This is a genomic window from Mesorhizobium sp. DxT (genome assembly GCF_058448885.1).
Genome location: NZ_JBZFLJ010000001.1, coordinates 238,454 through 256,690 on the forward strand (window position 1 = coordinate 238,454; position 18,237 = coordinate 256,690).

Annotated in this window: 17 protein-coding genes; 7 read left to right on the plus strand and 10 right to left on the minus strand. The window is 63.4% G+C overall.

The annotated features are described in order from the left end of the window. Window positions 1-3 precede the first annotated feature (3 nt). Window positions 4-1,215, plus strand: coding sequence for a mandelate racemase/muconate lactonizing enzyme family protein (locus ACVJNE_RS01095; protein ID WP_499562222.1), 1,212 nt, complete (start codon window positions 4-6; stop codon window positions 1,213-1,215). Between the two features lie 65 nt (window positions 1,216-1,280). On the opposite strand, the gene ACVJNE_RS01100 is transcribed toward ACVJNE_RS01095, so the two are convergent. From ACVJNE_RS01100 to ACVJNE_RS01115, 4 genes are all read right to left on the minus strand, one after another. Further along, on the minus strand, window positions 1,281-2,201 hold the full coding sequence (locus tag ACVJNE_RS01100; protein WP_499562224.1) for an NAD-dependent epimerase/dehydratase family protein: 921 nt from the start codon (window positions 2,199-2,201) through the stop codon (window positions 1,281-1,283). Window positions 2,202-2,203: 2 nt separating this feature from the next. After that, window positions 2,204-3,016, minus strand: coding sequence for a glycosyltransferase (locus tag ACVJNE_RS01105; protein WP_499562226.1), 813 nt, complete (start codon window positions 3,014-3,016; stop codon window positions 2,204-2,206). A gap of 21 nt (window positions 3,017-3,037) precedes the next feature. Continuing rightward, entirely contained in the window at window positions 3,038-4,258 is a 1,221-nt protein-coding gene (locus tag ACVJNE_RS01110) for an NAD-dependent epimerase/dehydratase family protein (RefSeq protein WP_499562228.1), read from the minus strand. An 89-nt stretch (window positions 4,259-4,347) separates the two neighbouring features. Continuing rightward, window positions 4,348-5,190, minus strand: a complete 843-nt coding sequence (locus ACVJNE_RS01115; protein WP_499562230.1) for an EamA family transporter — start codon at window positions 5,188-5,190, stop codon at window positions 4,348-4,350. 359 nt (window positions 5,191-5,549) lie between these two features. Between ACVJNE_RS01115 and ACVJNE_RS01120 the strand changes: the two genes are divergently transcribed. Continuing rightward, window positions 5,550-5,786: a hypothetical protein gene (locus ACVJNE_RS01120; protein WP_499562232.1), complete on the plus strand. Its 237-nt coding sequence runs from the start codon at window positions 5,550-5,552 to the stop codon at window positions 5,784-5,786. A 117-nt stretch (window positions 5,787-5,903) separates the two neighbouring features. Here the strand turns inward: ACVJNE_RS01120 and ACVJNE_RS01125 are convergent, their stop codons facing one another. The 5 genes from ACVJNE_RS01125 to ACVJNE_RS01145 form a co-directional block, all read right to left on the minus strand. Then, a complete protein-coding gene (locus ACVJNE_RS01125) occupies window positions 5,904-7,427 on the minus strand; it encodes an ABC-F family ATP-binding cassette domain-containing protein (RefSeq protein ID WP_499562234.1) in 1,524 nt (507 codons plus the stop codon). Window positions 7,428-7,834: 407 nt separating this feature from the next. Further along, on the minus strand, window positions 7,835-8,254 hold the full coding sequence (locus ACVJNE_RS01130; RefSeq protein WP_499562236.1) for a VOC family protein: 420 nt from the start codon (window positions 8,252-8,254) through the stop codon (window positions 7,835-7,837). 117 nt (window positions 8,255-8,371) lie between these two features. Beyond that, window positions 8,372-11,245, minus strand: a complete 2,874-nt coding sequence (gene uvrB / locus ACVJNE_RS01135) for an excinuclease ABC subunit UvrB (protein ID WP_499562238.1) — start codon at window positions 11,243-11,245, stop codon at window positions 8,372-8,374. Between the two features lie 178 nt (window positions 11,246-11,423). Then, window positions 11,424-11,636 carry a cold-shock protein gene (locus ACVJNE_RS01140; protein WP_148916006.1) on the minus strand — a complete coding sequence of 71 codons (213 nt, stop codon included), beginning with the start codon at window positions 11,634-11,636 and terminating at the stop codon, window positions 11,424-11,426. Window positions 11,637-11,808: 172 nt separating this feature from the next. Next, window positions 11,809-12,912 (minus strand): hypothetical protein, encoded by a 1,104-nt coding sequence (locus ACVJNE_RS01145; protein ID WP_499562240.1) that lies wholly within the window; start codon window positions 12,910-12,912, stop codon window positions 11,809-11,811. A gap of 208 nt (window positions 12,913-13,120) precedes the next feature. Here ACVJNE_RS01145 and ACVJNE_RS01150 point away from each other — a divergent pair, with 208 nt between their 5' ends. Continuing rightward, window positions 13,121-13,924, plus strand: a complete 804-nt coding sequence (locus ACVJNE_RS01150) for a DUF2189 domain-containing protein (RefSeq protein WP_499562242.1) — start codon at window positions 13,121-13,123, stop codon at window positions 13,922-13,924. Here ACVJNE_RS01150 and ACVJNE_RS01155 read toward each other — a convergent pair. Next, window positions 13,921-14,661, minus strand: a complete 741-nt coding sequence (locus ACVJNE_RS01155) for an NIPSNAP family protein (protein WP_499562244.1) — start codon at window positions 14,659-14,661, stop codon at window positions 13,921-13,923. The genes ACVJNE_RS01150 and ACVJNE_RS01155 overlap by 4 nt on opposite strands. A 191-nt stretch (window positions 14,662-14,852) precedes the next feature. Between ACVJNE_RS01155 and ACVJNE_RS01160 the strand changes: the two genes are divergently transcribed. From ACVJNE_RS01160 to ACVJNE_RS01175, 4 genes are all read left to right on the plus strand, one after another. Then, window positions 14,853-16,466: an AMP-binding protein gene (locus tag ACVJNE_RS01160; protein ID WP_499562246.1), complete on the plus strand. Its 1,614-nt coding sequence runs from the start codon at window positions 14,853-14,855 to the stop codon at window positions 16,464-16,466. Beyond that, window positions 16,463-16,714 (plus strand): phosphopantetheine-binding protein, encoded by a 252-nt coding sequence (locus tag ACVJNE_RS01165; RefSeq protein ID WP_499562248.1) that lies wholly within the window; start codon window positions 16,463-16,465, stop codon window positions 16,712-16,714. The genes ACVJNE_RS01160 and ACVJNE_RS01165 overlap by 4 nt, the downstream gene beginning before the upstream one ends. A 92-nt stretch (window positions 16,715-16,806) precedes the next feature. Continuing rightward, window positions 16,807-17,661 carry a hypothetical protein gene (locus tag ACVJNE_RS01170; RefSeq protein WP_499562250.1) on the plus strand — a complete coding sequence of 285 codons (855 nt, stop codon included), beginning with the start codon at window positions 16,807-16,809 and terminating at the stop codon, window positions 17,659-17,661. A gap of 348 nt (window positions 17,662-18,009) precedes the next feature. Continuing rightward, window positions 18,010-18,222, plus strand: a complete 213-nt coding sequence (locus tag ACVJNE_RS01175; RefSeq protein ID WP_499562252.1) for a cold-shock protein — start codon at window positions 18,010-18,012, stop codon at window positions 18,220-18,222. Window positions 18,223-18,237: the final 15 nt, after the last annotated feature.

Consider the following 18,237-nt stretch of genomic DNA (forward strand, 5'->3'; position numbering starts at 1 on the left):
TTCATGAAAATCACCGACGTCAAAACCTGGGTCGTGGGGAACCCGCCCCCGGGCATCGGTGGCAAATATTTCATCTTCGTTCGGCTGACGACCGATGGCGGCGTGACCGGCTATGGCGAGGCCTACAATGCCACCTTCGGCCCGCGCGTGACCGCCGCCATGATCGAGGACTGCGCGGCGCGATACCTCGTCGGCCGCGACCCGCACGACATCGAGACCTTCTTCCGCAGGGCCTATTCGTCCGGCTTCACGCAGCGCCCCGACGTCTCGATGATGGGCTGCGTCTCGGCGCTCGAAATGGCGTGCTGGGACATCATCGGCAAGGAAGCGGGCAAGCCGGTCTATGCGCTGCTCGGCGGCCGCGTGCATGAGACGCTGCGCTCCTACACCTATCTTTATCCGCACGAAGGCAGCGTGCACTCCGAGGATGCACGCGGCAGGAACGTCTACAACGACCCCGACCTCGCCGCAGAATGCGCTGCCGAATATGTGCGTCAGGGCTTCAACGCCGTGAAGCTGGACCCCGCCGGCCCTTACACCGCCTTTGACGGGCACCAGCCGCGCCTCGTCGACATCGACACCTCGGCCCGAATGGTCGCAGCGATCCGCGAGGCCGTCGGCATGAACGCGGACATTCTGTTCGGTACGCACGGCCAGTTCACCGCTTCCGGCGCGCTGCGCATGGCGCGCGCAATCGAGCCCTACGATCCGCTATGGTTCGAGGAGCCGGTACCGCCGGACATGCCTGAGGTGATGGCGCAGGTGGCGCGCGGGACCTCGATTCCCGTTGCGACCGGCGAGCGGCTGACGACGAAGTGGGAGTTCGCCCGTGTCATCGAGAATCGTGCGGCATCGATCATCCAGCCCGATCTCGGCCGCTCTGGCGGCATCCTCGAGACCAAGAAGATCGCCGCGATGGCGGAAGCGTTCCACATCCAGGTCGCCCCGCACTGTTATTGCGGGCCGCTGGTCGGCGCGGCCAACATCCAGCTCGCGGTGACGCTGCCGAACTTCCTGATCCTCGAATCGCTGAAGCAGTGGGACGGCTTCCACGCAAAACTGCTGAAAAAGAAGATCGAATGGCAGGACGGGCATGTCATCCCGTCCACGGAACCCGGCCTCGGCGTCGAACTCGACGAAGCCGTCTGCGAGGCGCATCCCTACGACGGCGAGCACCTGCACCTTCAGATGGCGCAGGAACCGCTGTTTCCGTAGCGCATTGATTTCAATCCCTTAACGCCGAAACGCGATTCAATTCCGCAAGTCGTTGAATCAGTTTCTCAGCGCACTGCTGCACCGGCCTGCAAGCGATCAACGAGATCGCGAACCGTTTCGCGCAGGCGTCTGGCGCCGCCCGGCTTCCAGCCGAGGCTCGTGACCTTCTCCGTCGTCATGACATTGAATCGCGAGGTATCGGACGCGGGCGGCAGCGGATTGGGACAGCCTGTCGCCTGCTGCACCATCACCAGCAGATCGCAACGGTCGACCATCAGGTCGGAAACGTTGAAGACCTGCCCGGATACGGCGTCAGGCGACGCGTCGAGCACGGTCGCAACAGCCAGGCCGACATCCTCGCCGTGGACCTCGCTACCTGCCCGTGGCTCGAGCGGCTTGCCGGCGAGCCAGTCACGCAGCAGCGGGGTCCATTTGTCCTCGGGGCTATCGCGTCCGGCCAGCCCATAGACGCCGGTCACACGCAGCGAACACGGGACGAAGCCCTCGCCCGCCATCGCGTGCAGCCGTCGCTCGACGGCAAGCTTGACCTCGCCATAGAGCGTGTCGGGATGCGGGCGTATCGCCTCGTTGAGCAACGTGCCGGGCGGCTGGGTGCCGTAGACCGCGCGTGAGGACAGGAACACGGCGCGCCGCACACCCGCGGCACGCGCCTGCTCGAAAAGCGCCATCGAGCCGTCGACGTTGCGCAGGCGGAAGCCCGCCGGGTCGTCGCCCTCGCCGCCACGGTAACGGCCCGGGAGATGATCGAAGGCGGCGTGCACGAAGCTGTCGACGCCGGCGAAAGCCGCCGATTGGTCGCGGTCTGGATCGAGCGAACCTTCCACGAATTTCACCGGCGCCACGAACAGGCCCGGCGGCGGCGCGCGCCGCCCCATCACGACCACGTCGTGGCCGCGCTCCAGCAACACATTGACAATAAAACGCCCCACATAGCCCGCACCGCCGGAAACCAGCGTTGTCGGCATCGCTACTCCTTACGCTCGGGATTGGGCAGCCGGTCGATGTCCGGCGGGGAACCTTCGAGATAGCTCAGCCAGAGGTCTATCAGGGGGCGCAGCAGGTCTGCCTTGGGGTGTTGCCGTTCCCAAGGCTTCTCATACTGGTAATGCACGACGTGTACCGACTTCCAGTCCCACAGTTCCGGCAGGTTGAACCAGACATACTGCAGCATGTTGTAGAACACGGGCAGGCCGTGCCAGTTCGGAAAGAACGACTGCAGGAACGTCTGGTCCGTGCGGGGCCAGTACGCGTCGGGCGCATCAAGGCGAGATAGCATCTTCTCGAAGGTCACGCGCGAAGGCTTGGCGACAAAGACGCCGGAATTGAGACGGTGGAAATCCGCCAGCCCCTCATAGACATTCGGGGCCGCGCTGAACTCGGGATAGAGGAATAGCCGGTCGATGTTGCGCACCACGACTGCGTCGGCGTCGATGAAGACGACGCTGTCATAGTCTTCCAACTCCCACAGCCGCAGCTTTGCGAAATTGTCGAGCGGCGTATGGAAGGCCGGCTTGCGCCCCTTTGTGAAGGGATTCTCCGCATGGATGCGCTCGCGCTGATGGCGAGCGTTGAACGCGTCGGTGGTCGGCAGCAGTTCGGCAAGGTGAAGCCGCACGCCCAGCGCTTCCAGCGGCGCGAGCGCAGCATGCTCGACGCCGCCGGTGTGCATGACGACGATCTCGGCCGTGGTTGCCGAGGCACGCAGAGACCGCACCAGCGCCGTCGCGCCGAGCACATAGTCGGCGTTGGTGACGAGTGTGACGTAGGCGTGAGACGTCATGGGAACGTCCGCAAGAACGAATTACCCCACGCTCTTCAGCCGCTTGCCTTCCGGGTCGCGTTCGATGACCGGCTCGATGTCCTTGGTCCACGCCGAGACGGCTGGGATGCGGCTGCGATCGACGCGGTAGGCGTATTTCTTCGCCACCTCGATCACCTCCTCAAGCAGGCCCTCGGCCAGCGTGGTCGGATTGAGACCGAGCTCGAGGAACTGCTCGTTGCGCACCACGAGATCGTTCTCGGCCGCTTCCTTGCGCGGATTTGGCAGCCACGCGATCCGCGCGCCGGTGATTTTCGCAACCAGCTCGGCAAGATCGCGCACGCGGTGCGTCTCGGTCATCTGGTTGAAGATCTTCACCCGGTCGCCCTTGGCCGGCGGGCTTTTCAGCGCAAGCTCGATGCAGCGCACCGAATCCTGGATGTGGATGAAGGCCCGGGTCTGGCCGCCCGTGCCGTGCACGGTCAGCGGATAACCGATGGCAGCCTGGATCAGGAAGCGGTTGAGCACGGTGCCATAGTCGCCGTCATAATCGAAGCGGTTGATGAGCTGCGCGTGCCGGCGCGTCTGCGCGGTGTGCGTGCCCCACACGATGCCCTGATGCAGATCGGTGATCCGCAGGCCGTCGTTCTTGGCGTAGAACTGGAATAGAAGCTGATCCAGGCACTTGGTCATGTGGTAGATCGAGCCGGGATTGGCGGGATAGAGGATTTCCTGCTTGGCCGTCTCCCCTGACATCGTGTCGATGCCGACCGGAAGGTAGCCCTCGGGGATCGCAGCACCAACCGTCGAATAGCCATAGACGCCCATCGTGCCGAGATGCACCAGATGCGCTTCGACGCCGGTCTCGACCATCGCGTTGAGCACGTTGTGGGTCGCGTTGACGTTGTTGTTGACGGTGTAGTTCTTGTGCCGGTCGCTCTTCATCGAATAGGGCGCGGCGCGCTGCTCGGCGAAATGCACGATCGCGTCTGGCCGCTCCTTGCGGAGCCAGCCCTTGAAGATCTCGTAATCGCTGGCAAGGTCGATGAGGTGGAAATGAACCCGCCGACCGGTCTCCTGATACCAGATGCGCGTGCGTTCCTGGATCGAATCCATCGGCGTCAGCGACTGTACGCCCAGCTCCGTGTCGATCCAGCGGCGCGACAGGTTGTCGATGATGTGGACGTCATGCCCGGCATCGGAAAGATGCAGGCAGGTTGGCCAGCCGATGAACCCGTCACCGCCAAGAACAGCAATCTTCATATCAGGCAATCCCCTTCGTCATGAAAACCAGCTTCTAGCAACGCATCGTGACGACAATGTATCCGCCGCAAACGAGTTTTTCACCCGCTTTATCCGAGCCTTAGCGCAACGCCCCCCCCGACGATCAGCAGCGCGGCGGCCGCGCGCCATCGCGTCATCGATTCGCCCAGCATCACCACCGACAGAACCATGGCGAACAGGATCGACGATTCGCGCAGCGCGGCCACGGTGGCGATCGGCGCCTTTGTCATGGCCCATATGACGATGCCATAGCCCGAGGCGCTGAGCAGCCCGCTGACGAGGCAGACCTTCCATTCGGGCACCATGACGCGGATGACCCGCGTGCCGCGCACCAGAATGCACGCCGCGATCGCCGTGATGCCTTCGATCACGAACAGCCAGACGATGTAGCTCGCCGCCGTCGCGGCCGAGCGCGCACCGGAACCGTCCGCAAGGGTGTAGCCGGCGATGAAGACTGATGTCGCCAGCGCGTAGATGACCGGCCGCCTGCCGAGCGCAGTCATGCCGCCGCCGCGCATCGACATAAGGAAGGTGCCTGCGCAAAGAAGCAATATGCCCAGCACCGCGATCTTGCCCGGCACTTCGCCGATGAGAACCAGACCGCCCAGCGTGGTGAACAGCGGAGCAGTGCCGCGCGCCAGCGGATAGGCCTGCCCCAGTTCGCCGGTCTCGTAGGCGCGGGCCAGAAAATAGTTGTAGCCGATGTGCAAGGCGGACGAGAGCCCGAGCCAGAACCAGGTGATGCCGGTGGGCATCGCGACGAAGGGCAGGAACGGCAGGGAAACGACACCCATGCCGAACCCCATCAGCGAGATCGCGGCGAAGCGGTCGAGCCGCACCTTGAGCAGCGCGTTCCACGTTGCATGCATCGCCGCTGCCAGCAGAACGGCAAAAAATACCGCCGCGCTCACGTCACACGGTCCGGTTGTACTGCCATCATCTCAGGCGAGGCGGTGGAAACGGCCATTGGGAGAAATTCGGGTGTTGAGGTGTGAAATCTGCCACGGCGCATAGCACAGCGGGACGCCTGCAAGCAAAGCCGGCAAAGAGATTTCGTCTGGTCCAGGATTGCGGCGGCGACGACCGTTTCACCTTCCCGGCAGGACCGGGACAGTGTTTCGGGTGCCGAATTCCAATCTTTCGAGCCGATTTCAGCATCAGATCGCCCGATTCACGCCTTGATAAGGTCCGAAATGCGCATAAACTTATAGGAGGCGGTGCCAGGGCAGACTGCGCGGCATGAACCGCGTGCGCGAGAGGAGCGAGGCCGATGTCTGCGGCGACGACAAGGTGGATGGATGGAAGCGAGGCCCACCTGGGCTTCGAACCGCATGAACTCGAAAGCATGCAACCCATCATTGAGGCGGTATGCCTCGAACTGGGCGTAACCGAACGCGAGAAGTCGCGACGCAAGGCCGTCGCCGACCGGGTAATGGCAGCCTACAGCCGTGGCACCCGCCTGCCGCTCAATATGGTGAGCGCCGGCCTGTCAGAGCACCGGGCCTGAGAGGCCCGCGCCGAAGCGTGACGCCGGCGCGGGAATGGAAAGCTGGAACACGCAGACGGCTCTAACCGGACGGATATTGTCCGGCTCCGCCGTCGCTCGACGTATTGCTTGCCAGCATCATGAGCCGCCGGAAGCCAGCGCAAAGAACCCCTCCGGATCATCCACCTCCACGAGCTTCCTTTGGTCGATCAACCAGAAACGGTTGGCCACGGCGCGAATGAACGACCGATCATGTGAAACCAGCAGCGACGTTGCCTCATGTGCAAGCAGCTCTGATTCCAGCGCTTCCTGCCCTTCGATGTCGAGGTGGTTCGTCGGTTCGTCCAGCAGGTAGAAGTTGGGATAGGCCAGTCTGAGCATCAACATCATCAGCCGCGCCTTCTGTCCCCCGGAAAGCACTTCTATCTTGCGTGCCTGTAGCTCTATCGGAAGCCCCGCGCCCGCAAGCAGCGAATGCGCCCGTTGGTCTCCGATATCGAAGCGCCAGGAGAGCAGCGCAAAAGGCGTTGTTTTAGGATCGACATCGGACAGCTCCTGATCGGCATAGCCCGGCACCACCGAAGGCTTGACCTTGACGCCTGCGACCGAGGCGGGTTCGCCAATGGCACGCCGCATCATGTCGACCAGCCGCGTCTTCCCGACACCATTGCGGCCCAGCAGCACGATACGGTCGCCCTGATTGATGCTGCGCTTGCCCGTGCGAAACAGCAGCGTGCCGTCCGGCGTTACCACCGGCACGTCGTCGAAGCTGACCAGTACCTTGGCATGGGTGCCGCGATTGGCAAGCCGGATCGTACCGGCGGAGCGCTCCCTGTGAGCCGGCTGCGCGGCGCGCTCCAGCCGCTCGGCACGTGCCTTAAGCTGCTTGGTCTTCACGGTTAGCAGGTCGCTGCCGGAGTTTATGCCGATATTGTTGAGTTTCGCCGCTTGCCGCCGCAACTGCGCCGCCGCCTTTACGTCGCGCTCGAATTTGCGTTCAGCCGCCGCGTCGATCTCGTCCAGCGCAGCGCGGGCGCCCGAATAGGGCAACGCGAAGGTGGGCGAGTTTTCGGGACGCAGAAATAGCGTACGGTTGGTGACGGCATCGAGAAAAGCGCGGTCGTGGCTGGCAATCACCACCGGCACCTCGCGCGGCAACGCGTTGAGCCAGGTTTCGAGAAGACCGATCTTTTCGAGGTCGAGATGATTGGTCGGCTCGTCAAGCAGCAGAACATCCGGCTCTGCAACCCAAACACGAGCGATCAACGCCAGGCGCTGCCAACCGCCCGAGAGTCTGCGAACCATCCTGTCGCGGAGCTCTTCCGGCACATCGAGCGAATCCAGCACCACGTCGACACGCCAGCTTTCGCTGGCACGCTGTTCTTGCGGCAACGCGTTGGCGACGGCCTCGTGGAAGCTGGCATCCATGAGACTGTCAGGCACGGCCTGTTCGACAAACCCGACAGCAACGCCGCGCGAACGGGTGATCTCTCCAGCCGTCGGCTCCATTTGTCCCGTCAGGCATTTGAGCAGGGTCGACTTGCCACGGCCGTTGGCGGCAACGAGGCCCAATCTGTCACCGCGGCCGATGACGAGGTCGAGATTGGAAAAAAGCGGCGCATTAAGGCTGACGCCAACGGATTTCAGGTTGATCAGGGACATGGGTCGTTCTCGGGTCCGACCGGTCGCCGAGCAATTCATGCAACGAGCGAATACCGGGATTGTGCACTTCGGCGCGGCTGGATCAGCCATGCGCCACGAAGGGCGGACCAAGAGAAACTGAAAGCGGGAAAAGAAACCCGGGACCGTTCCTGGTCAGCCCTGCAAGCAAGCCTGCAGGGCGTGGACGGGACCGCGCTGACGGTGTTGATTGAAGATCATCACGCAGCCCTCCTTTCCGAAACATGTGTGGCCACAGGAAAGCAGTTACATCAGAACCGTCGGATATTTCAAGCGTACTCAGCACCTGTGCTGGCCGGACGATGTGCCCAAACAAAATTCAAGCGTCTAGACACGCGGAACCCGCGCCGAGGCGTGACGCCGGCGCGGGACCGTTGTCTTTCGTTCGCCTAGCTGGCTGGCGCGTTCATCGCCCAGACCACGCCGAACGGATCGCGGAGCTGACCCCAGCGATCGCCCCAGAACATGACCTGAAGCGGAACGGTCACCTCGCAGCCGGCATCGACGGCGCGCTGCCACCAGGAGTCGATCTCATCCTGGCTCAGATGGAGCTGCAGGACGTAACCCTGCGCTGGCTCGTGCGGATGGCCATGCTCCGAATATGCATCGCCTAGCATCAGCGACGAACCGTTGACGTGAAGGTGGATATGCATCGTGCGGCCCTGCTCGTCTGCGGGCACCGCATAAACCTCGGTTGCATCGAAGGCGCGGCCATAGAATTCGGCGGCCTTGATGGCCCCATCCACCTGAAGGTAGGCGTTGAGCCCTCCGGTGGGGTTCGGCATGGCTTGCTGGTTCTCGTCGGACATCGGCTTCTCTCCTTTTTTGCGGCTGTCTCGCCTTCAAGACGTTCGGCGAAAAGCCATCCCGACATCCACCCGAAAAAAAACGACAGGCTCAGACCTGTCCGACGCCAAGCGCCGTTGTCACCGCCCCGGCCTACCGGTCTTGCGCGACCGGCGCGTCTCCTTGCGCGTATCGGCCGGGTCTTCGTAGGAGCCGATGCCGGCGCGTTCGCGCTTGACCGCCTTGGCGTCGTTGTCCGGTTTTGACGGGACCTTGCCCTGGACCGGCTTCTCGGTGCGCCCAACGGTCATCTCGTCCAGCGTGTTCTTGCGGAACATGCCACCGGCGGCGGGGGTCGCGTGGTCGCCGGAGGTGCCCATCTCGTCGAGGTCGGGCTTGCGGAACAGACTGCCATCGTCGCCGACCGTACGGTGCCGGGCCTTGCCCTTGTTGTGCTGGCCCTTGCGGCGACCAGAATCCGGGCTCTCCAGCTCGACTTCACGCGCCAGAGGATCGTCGGAGATCGCCAGTTCGGTATCGCGCAGGCGCTTGACCTCGTCGCGCAGCCGCGCAGCGCGCTCGAAGTCGAGATCCGCGGCCGCGTCCCGCATTTCCTTCTCGAGATGCTCCAGATGCGCCTTGAGGTTTGCGCCGACGAGCTGGCCGCCCTTGGCGACCTTCGAAATGTCCGGACGGACATGATCGCGCTCGTAGACCGAGTCGAGAATGTCGCCGATGTTCTTCTTGACCGATTCAGGCGTGATGCCGTTGGCCGTGTTGTATTCGAGCTGCTTCTCGCGACGGCGATTGGTTTCCGCCATGGCGCGGTCCATCGAGCCGGTGATCTGGTCGGCATAGAGAATGACCTTGCCGTCGACGTTACGCGCCGCGCGGCCGATGGTCTGGATCAGCGACGTCTCCGAGCGCAGGAAGCCTTCCTTGTCGGCGTCGAGGATCGCCACGAAACCGCATTCGGGAATGTCGAGGCCCTCGCGCAGCAGGTTGATGCCGACCAGAACATCGAAGGCGCCGAGGCGCAGATCGCGGAGGATCTCGATGCGTTCCAGCGTGTCGATGTCTGAGTGCATGTAGCGCACCCGCACGCCCTGTTCGTGCAGATATTCGGTCAGTTCCTCGGCCATGCGCTTGGTCAGCACCGTAACCAGCGTGCGATAGCCCTTGGCCGTCGTCTCGCGGATTTCGCCCAGCACGTCGTCGACCTGCGTGCGCGCAGGCCGCACCTCGACCGGCGGATCGATCAGACCGGTCGGACGGATGACCTGCTCGGCGAACACGCCGCCCGCCTGCTCCATCTCCCAGCCGCCGGGCGTCGCCGACACCGCGACCGTGAGCGGGCGCATCGCGTCCCACTCCTCGAAGCGCAGCGGCCGGTTATCCATGCAGGACGGCAGGCGAAAGCCATATTCGGCCAGCGTCGCCTTGCGGCGGAAGTCGCCCCGATACATGCCGCCGATCTGCGGCACGGTGACATGGCTCTCGTCGATGAAGACAAGCGCGTTGTCGGGCACGTATTCGAAGAGCGTGGGCGGCGGATCGCCCGGCGCGCGGCCGGTGAGATAGCGCGAATAGTTCTCGATGCCGGCGCACGAACCCGTTGCCTCCAGCATCTCCAGATCGAAGCGCGTGCGCTGCTCCAGCCTTTGCGCCTCCAGCAGGCGCCCTGCCCGCTCCAGCTCCACTAGCCGGTGCTGCAGTTCTTCCTTGATCGACCTGATTGCCTGGTTGAGCGTCGGCCGCGGCGTCACATAGTGCGAGTTGGCGTAAATCTTGACGCTCTTGAGGTCGCCGGTCTTCTGCCCGGTCAGCGGATCGAACTCTGTGATCGTCTCGATCTCGTCGCCGAACAGCGTGATCCGCCAGGCGCGGTCCTCAAGGTGGGCGGGGAACAGCTCGATGGTATCGCCGCGCACGCGGAAAGAGCCGCGCGTGAAATTGATGTCCTGCCGCTTGTATTGCTGAGCGACGAGGTCGGCGAGAAGCTGGCGCTGGTCGAGCCGGTCGCCAACCTCCATCTGGAAGGTCATCGCCGTGTAGGTCTCGACGGAGCCAATACCGTAGATGCACGATACGGAGGCAACGATGATGACGTCGTCACGCTCCAGCAGCGAGCGCGTGGCCGAATGGCGCATGCGGTCGATCTGCTCGTTGATGGAGGATTCCTTCTCGATATAGGTGTCCGTCCGGGGCACGTAGGCCTCCGGCTGGTAGTAGTCGTAGTAGGAGACAAAATACTCGACCGCGTTGTTTGGGAAGAAGCTCCTGAACTCGCCATAAAGCTGGGCGGCCAGCGTCTTGTTCGGCGCCAGGATGAGCGCCGGACGCTGCGTCTCCTCGATCACCTTTGCCATGGTGAAGGTCTTGCCAGAGCCGGTGACACCCAGCAGCACCTGCGTACGGTCCTGCTCCTTTACGCCCGCGACGAGGTCGGCGATGGCCGTCGGCTGGTCGCCGGAAGGCTTGAAGGCCGTCTCCATGCGAATCTCGATGCCACCTTCGGACTTAGCCGGACGGGCAGGCCGGTGAGGCACCCAGGCCTCGTTCTTCAGGTTGGGATCACCGCCCTCGATCAGCCGCGACAGCGCCGCGACCGTGGCGGTGACACCCGATGACGAAAGCTTCCCGACATCCTCCAGAGAAATGTCGAGTCCTGGCACCGGGTTGAGGCCGGCGGCCGCGCGCTCCTTGGGCGACGCCGCACCACCCATTGAGGTTCCGCGTGCCGACCGCGTCGGTGCGGACGATCGTACAGCCACCTTCTTCTTCGGCTTTGCCGGCGCCTTCCCGGCCTCGTCGGCGATCTGCCGCGCCCAATCAGAAATCGCCCCGCTCAGAGGCGCGCCCTCGAATTCGCTCTGCTGCGTCTCGCCGAAACCACCCGGTTCCAGCGGCTCTGAGGCGTCGAGATAATCGGTGAGCGGGCTCTTGCGCGAGCGCGCACCGAAAGCGGCATCCTTCGCGCGCGCGGCGTTCTTCTTGTCAGGGGTATCGGCCATGGCGAGAATATGGGCAGAGTCCGCCGCAATGGGAAGGGGGCTCTCGGCCAGGCTTGGAAACTCGTATCGGCTGCTGACAAGATGGTGTCAGCAACCTGCCTGCAAAAACAAAAAACGGCGCGATTGCTCGCGCCGTCCTTCAAAAAAACCGCCGTGCCGGCGAACCGGCACGATGCCATTAGGCTGCGGACAGGTTCACTGCCTTCGGACCCTTGCCCATACGGTCGGGCTCGACGTCGAAGGAAACCTTCTGACCGTCGACGAGGGTGCGCAGGCCGGAAGCCTCGACAGCGGAGATATGGACGAAAACGTCCTTCGCGCCGTCGTCAGGCGTAATGAAGCCGAAGCCTTTGGTTGCATTGAAGAACTTTACGGTGCCGGTCTGGGCCATGGGGGGAAAACTCCTGTTCCCTTTGGTAAGCTGCGTCTGCGCGACATGCGCAGGGTCGCCGTCGAGAGTTCACGATGTCGGGGAAAGGTCGTCCTAAACGGTCCAGTCTCCGGGTCAGCAAATGCCCGAACGTCACCGTTATTCGCACGAAATCAACGAAAATACAAGCGGCTCAACGTTTGTGTGGCGGCACATTTCCATCCAGCAGCGGAACGAAAGGTTCCTCGGAAACAGGCGGCGGCGAGGCTTCAGCTCCGCGCGCCTGCCCGGCCGGGCTGTTATCGCTTGCCGCAGCGGGCACCGGCTTGCACTGCACCTCGGCGACGATGGCAAGCAGCGTCGCGAAATCGCGTACCATGGGCTCCAGATGAGCACGGTAGTCGACGGGTCTTTCCAGCGGCGGCAGCTCGAAGAAATCCTTGTCGCTGGGTAGCAGCAGGAAGAATTCGCTGTGGCGCACCGCAAGGCGCGGACTGCCTCGCTGCCAGCGCGCGTTGACCAGGCCCAGAACGTCGCCCAGCCCGCCTTCAAAGAGTGCGCGCGCCTCCTCACGCCTGTCGCTGCGAAATTCGTAGGCGCGATCGAGCGGCGTGCGGCTGAAGACCGTTTCCAACCGTTCGCCGCCCAAGAGCCCCGATAGCGCCTGCATCAGGTCGTTGAACGGCTGCATCAGGCTCGGCTCCGGCTTGCGCACCGCGACCAGCGTTCCCGGAAAACTGTCCCTCACGCTGCAGCAAAGCGCGACGCCCTTGAAAAGAACGACCGTCGACGACTTGCTTCTGCGCGACAGGGTCATCTCGCAGATTTCGAAATGCTTGCCGTCGAGGCGGCCGGTGATGATGTCGCCGAATTCGGTGTGGTTGTAATCGCCCTTGAGCACGGCCGGAAGGCGTCGGAAACTTCCCGGTTCGTATCCATGCGAATACCGCAACCCGTGCACGAAACCGAACATCACCGGCAGGATGTGATCGCGAAAGCCCTGCTGCGTATCGACACCGACCCGGTGCGCGAAGCGGTGCACCCCCACCCCGCCGACGATGGCGGCAATACCGCCGCCGATCAGGAGGATCAACGCGACTTTCTCCGGCATGGAGTTGAAATTGGCGATGATGAAATAGAAGACCACAGCACAGGCGAGCGCGTAGCTCGCGAACAGCATCGGCACCCGACGACCGATCTCGCTTTGGGCATGGCGTCGCCGCTCATTGTAGTTGGCGACGTCCTTCTCTATCGCGGCGATCGTTTCGGCGTTAGGCAGATACTCGTCGGCATTCATGGTGACGCCCCGCGCAATGCTTGTTGATCATATCATCCGGACAGCGGCGTGAGTAGCGGTGACGCCCAGAGCGGACGCGACGTGCAACGGGAACTATGCTATCGTCAAAACAGAACGGGTTGTGGGTCGCGTGCGGCCATCCTCCCGGGCGGGGTTCGCGAAGCTGGCCGCAGACCACAACCGCAAACAAGCGGTTGGAGGAATGGTCATGACGAACTTTCATGTCTACGCCGGAGCAGAGGGCGCCCCGGCCTATCCGGATGTGCGTTCAATCGAGATCGGCGATCTCTACGACTGTCTGCAGGCCGGCTACCGGGACTTCATGGCCAAGCCCTCGCACATCATCTTCATCATCGTCATGTACCCGCTGATCGGCGTGGTGCTGACTGCCTGGACCTCGGGGGCCAATGCGTTGCCGCTGCTGTTTCCGCTGGCCTCCGGCTTTGCCCTGCTCGGTCCGTTCGCGGCCATCGGCCTCTACGAGATCAGCCGCCGCCGGGAAGCGGGCATGGACACATCATGGCGGCACGCACTCGAACTGCGTCACTCGCCAGCGCTACCGTCGATCGCAGCGGTGGGCGCCATGCTGTTTGCCGTGTTCATCGTCTGGCTGCTGACCGCACAGGCACTCTACACCGCGATATTCGGCCCCGAGCCGCCTGCTTCGTTCGGCAACTTCCTGTCCCAGCTCTTCTCGACATCCGAAGGCTGGACCCTGATCCTGGCGGGCAATGCCATCGGTTTCATCTTCGCCGTGGTCGTGCTGTCGACGACGGCCGTGGCATTCCCGCTGCTCATCGATCGCGACGTGGGGGCGTGGGCGGCGATCCACACCTCGGCCAGGGCCGTCATGGCAAATCCCCTGCAGATGCTCGCCTGGGGATTCATCGTCGCGCTCTTGCTCGCGCTCGGCAGCCTGCCGCTCTTTGCCGGCCTCATCGTCGTCATCCCGGTTCTCGGCCATGCCACCTGGCATCTCTATCGCAAGGTGGTGGTCGAGGAACGCGGCTAACGCAGCAGGGAACGCGCGGTCGGGGCGAGCCTCAGCCGCGTGACCGGCGTGCGGCGCGCAAGCTCTGCCAGCGCCCCTGCGCCTGCCGGCGTATCCGGCAAGCGCTCGAACTCGTCCTCGCCGGCCATGCGTGTCAGCGTCACAAACACCGATACGTCTTCCCGCATCGGCAGTTTGGGAAACGTATTTTCGGACGATTCCGTGACCAGGCTTGCCACGGTCTCGCAGCCGACGGGCTTAAGCGCTGGCACGAACGCGTCCCGGTACCAAGCCACGAACCCATCGAGATCACCGGGATCCACGGGGCATATGAGCGCCTCGAAATTGCAAGCCGGCGACATCGACACCGCCTGCTGTGGCCGGTTCCTCGGATCGAGTGCCCCGAAAGTGTCTCCGCCGCAGGGACGGAGCAGAAGCACATTGTCGAAATCGATCATCGTTGCATTGGCAGCGGCGCTGTGCGCGGCCCAGACTGGCCCATCATAAAACAAGGCAAGTGCTGCGGCCCGGCTTTCCATGCCGGAAAACCCGCGCAGCCAGACGAACCGGTCTGACCGGTCCAGGTCGCGGAACTGGCCCAGCACAGACATGCCGCAAACCTCCTGCGTTTCGACAAATTCGCGATCGAACAGATCGATCAACGTGTCGCGCGTGCCCGGATGCAACGTGTATTGACGCAGCTCGACGACGGCGGTTTGAACCGTGTGGCTGGCTGGTTCTGTAGCGGAAAGGTGCATGAGTTTCCTAGTTTACGTGCTTATCGGAGCCACGCCGATACCACCCCGAGCGGCACAACTCCTGTCAGGAGCTTTCGGGCGGCACAGCCGTCAGCGTTCGATTAAGGTTAAGAATAACCTAAAGTTGCGGTGCCGCGCGGCGCTGCGCTATGGGATGGCTACACTCTCACCGCGGAATGCAGGCAGAAGCGATGGCCCAGAGCTACAACATTTCCGCCGGCTTCATTCAGTCGACGCAAGACCACCCCGACAGGCCGTTCTATTGCGATGCGGCCAATACCCTGACCTATAGCGAGATGGGCGCCATTGTCCGGCGCTTGGCCTCCTGGTTTTCGAGTGGCGGTCGCCCGCGACGTGTCGGCATCCTCGCGACGCGCAGCCTCGAAGCCTATGCGGGCATGCTGGCGGCTGGCCTTTCAGGCGCCGCCTACGTGCCGCTCAACCTGAAATGGCCCGAAGAGCGCATCATCGCGCTACTGAACGCGCTGTCGCTGGACGCGCTGGTGGTCGACGCGAAGGCGGCCGCCCTGCTGACCCCGGCAGTCCTTGCGGCGGCACCCGGCAAGATCGTCATTGCAGACGCCGCGCCTGCCATCGAGCCCCGCCCCGGACAGGACATCGTCCGGCTGAGCGCCGTGGATGCCCCGCCGCTGCCCGCTCCTGCTCACGTCGATCCGGACGATCTCGCCTACATCATCTTCACCTCCGGCACGACCGGCATGCCCAAGGGCGTGATGATCTCGGCCGCCTCCCTGAGCAGCTACCTCGAGCAGAGCCGTGGCTGGACGAAGCTCACGCCGGATGACCGGCTGGCCGAAACCTGCGACGTCACCTTCGACCTGACGGTGCACAACCTGTTTCTGTGCGTCGAGGCGGGTGCCTCGTTGCATGTGATGTCCGCGCTGGAAATGCTCGCACCGGGGCGTTTCGTGCGGGCCCGTGAAATCACGGTTTGGCTGTCAGTGCCGACGCTCGTGGCGATGATGCGCCGCAACGGTTCGCTCAAGCCCGGCATTTTCCCGAGCATGAGGCTCTCGCTGTTCTGTGGCGAGCCGCTGCCGGCTGCGGCCGCGCAGGCCTGGGCAGAAGCGACCCCCAACGGCGTGGTAGAGAATATTTACGGACCGACGGAGGCAACCGTGGTCTGCATGCGCCAGCCCCTGACGGAGCCGGCGGTCGTCACCCCGAGCCGCGGCATAATCGCCATCGGCACGCCTTTCGAGACCATGGAGGTGGCGATCCTGGGTGACGACATGCGCCCCCTGCCCGATGGCGAACCGGGCGAAATCGCGCTTTCCGGCCCACAGCTTGCCGTCGGCTACTTCAATGCGCCGGAACAGACGGCCGACCGCTTTCGCGAGATCGACGGCAAGCGCTGGTATCTGACCGGGGATCTCGGCGTGCGCGACGGCGACGGTGTATTCCACCATCTCGGCCGCACCGACAACCAGATCAAGCTCAAGGGCAACCGGATCGAGCTGGAAGAGGTAGAGATGCACCTGCGCCGCGCCGCCGGCAGCGACATGGTTGCCGTCGTGGCCTGGCCGGTCGTGGACGGTTCGGCGCAGGGGCTGGTCGGCTTCTGCAGCAGCGCGCTCGACGCCGAGACCATCGCGGGTGCGATGGTTAAGACGCTGCCGCGCTATATGATGCCGGATCCGATCCATATCGTCGATTCGCTGCCGGTCAACGTGAACGGCAAGGTGGACCGGCGCGCACTGGTGGCGAGGCTGGACGAAATGGAAAAGGCGGGTGAGCCGGCGCAGCCGCGCCCCCAAATGGCAACGGCGGGAGGCATGTCGTGACAGAACTGGCGAGCGCGCGCATACGCGAAACGATTTTTTCCGTGCTGGCACAGCGTGGCCAGCCCGCTGTGGCCGAGGACGAGGCCCTGTTCTCCACGGGACGGCTCGATTCCCTAGCCGCGACGGAGGTTCTGACGATGCTCGAGGCTGACTTCGGCATCGACCTCGCGGACGAGGATTTCGACATCCTGCAGATCGATACGCTGCGCGATATCGAGGCTCTTCTCTCGACGCGCCAAGCGGCGTAGGCCTCCGTCAACCTTTTTCTGCTGACAATGGATATTCGGGCGGCGGGCGTATTGCCGCCGCGGTTTGTTTAAATGATCCCGTCGAGGATGTTTTGAAACTGCGGCCGATAGAAATTGGCGACGCCGGCAAGGCTGCCGCGCTGCTGGCCGAAGGCTTTCCCAGCCATTCGCACGAAGCATGGGCCGGAACCGTCGAACGCCTGTTCGCCCATGTGCAGGCCATCGGCGAGACCTCCATCGGCCAGTTCGTCATGGCCAGAGGCGACGAGATCGGCCTGTGCCTGGCGATCCCGTCAGATCGCACCGCCTATGCGGAACCGCCGACCAGGATCGTCAATCTCGCTTCGTTTTTCCTGCGGCCAGGCCACGAATGGATGGCGCCCCTGCTGATGCGCCGCCTGACCGCCGACCGCAGCGTCGAATACACCGACCTCACGGCATCGCCATCCATGCGCAAGATCAACCGGCAGACCGGTTTTGTCGATCATTCGGAAGGGTCCGTCTTCATACCGGTACCAGTTGCCGCCTTGCGCGCGGGGCGTGGGGCAAGGGTCCTTCCGCTCGGCACAATCCGTCCGGGCGCATTGCCCGACGCACATATCCGGCTGCTGGAGCAACATGCCGCGCTTGGCAGCATTGCGGTTGCGCTTGAAGTCCACGGGACGTGCCACCCGCTGATCCTCACATCCTCGCCGCGCCGCCGCATGCCGAGCGCCCGCGTTATTCTGGTGCGCGATCGCCAGCTGATCCGCAAAGGCCTGGGTCCCATTGCCAGGCACCTGATGAAACGGGGTTTCGCTTTCCTCGAATTCGACGCCCGCGCCAAAGTCGGCTTTCCGGAGGCGATGTTCCGAACGGAAGTCGCGCCTGTCCAGTCGACGAGAGAGACCGCGGACGAAGCGATCGACCATACCTTCTCTGAGATGGTATTCCTGCGACCCGGCTGAAACACTGCTGCGGGCCAAGTACTTCAAATCCAAGGCATTATGAAAATGGCGCACCGCAGGTGAACCGGCGCGGTCATAAATCTTTTGCTTGCCCGATGCTCCAAAATGAAGGAAGGTTTCTTCCGTTCGGGCGTTTGCCGGCCCGGAGACTGGAATAGGATACCCCGGTGCAAGTGCAGTATATCGAGCTTATCACCTGCCATGTCGCCCGGGACGACCGCGGAACAAGAGGGTTCCGGCAAGGCCCCGACGCGAGGAAAGCTGTTTCTTCTCCCCCAGTAAAGGCGCGAGATTGAGCGGGATTGACACCCCCGCAAGAGACAACAAGTGGGAGATAAGGAGCTTCCCATGCCCCAGAGCGGAACCGTGAAATTCTTCAACCATGCCAAGGGCTTCGGCTTCATCACGCCGGATGACGGCCAGAAGGATGTGTTCGTGCACATCTCTGCCGTCCAGGCATCGGGCCTGCCCGGGCTCGAGGACGGCCAGAAAGTGTCGTTCGAGACCGAGCCCGACAAGCGCGGCAAAGGCCCCAAGGCCGTCAATCTGACGGTCATCTAGAAGGGGCATAGCTGC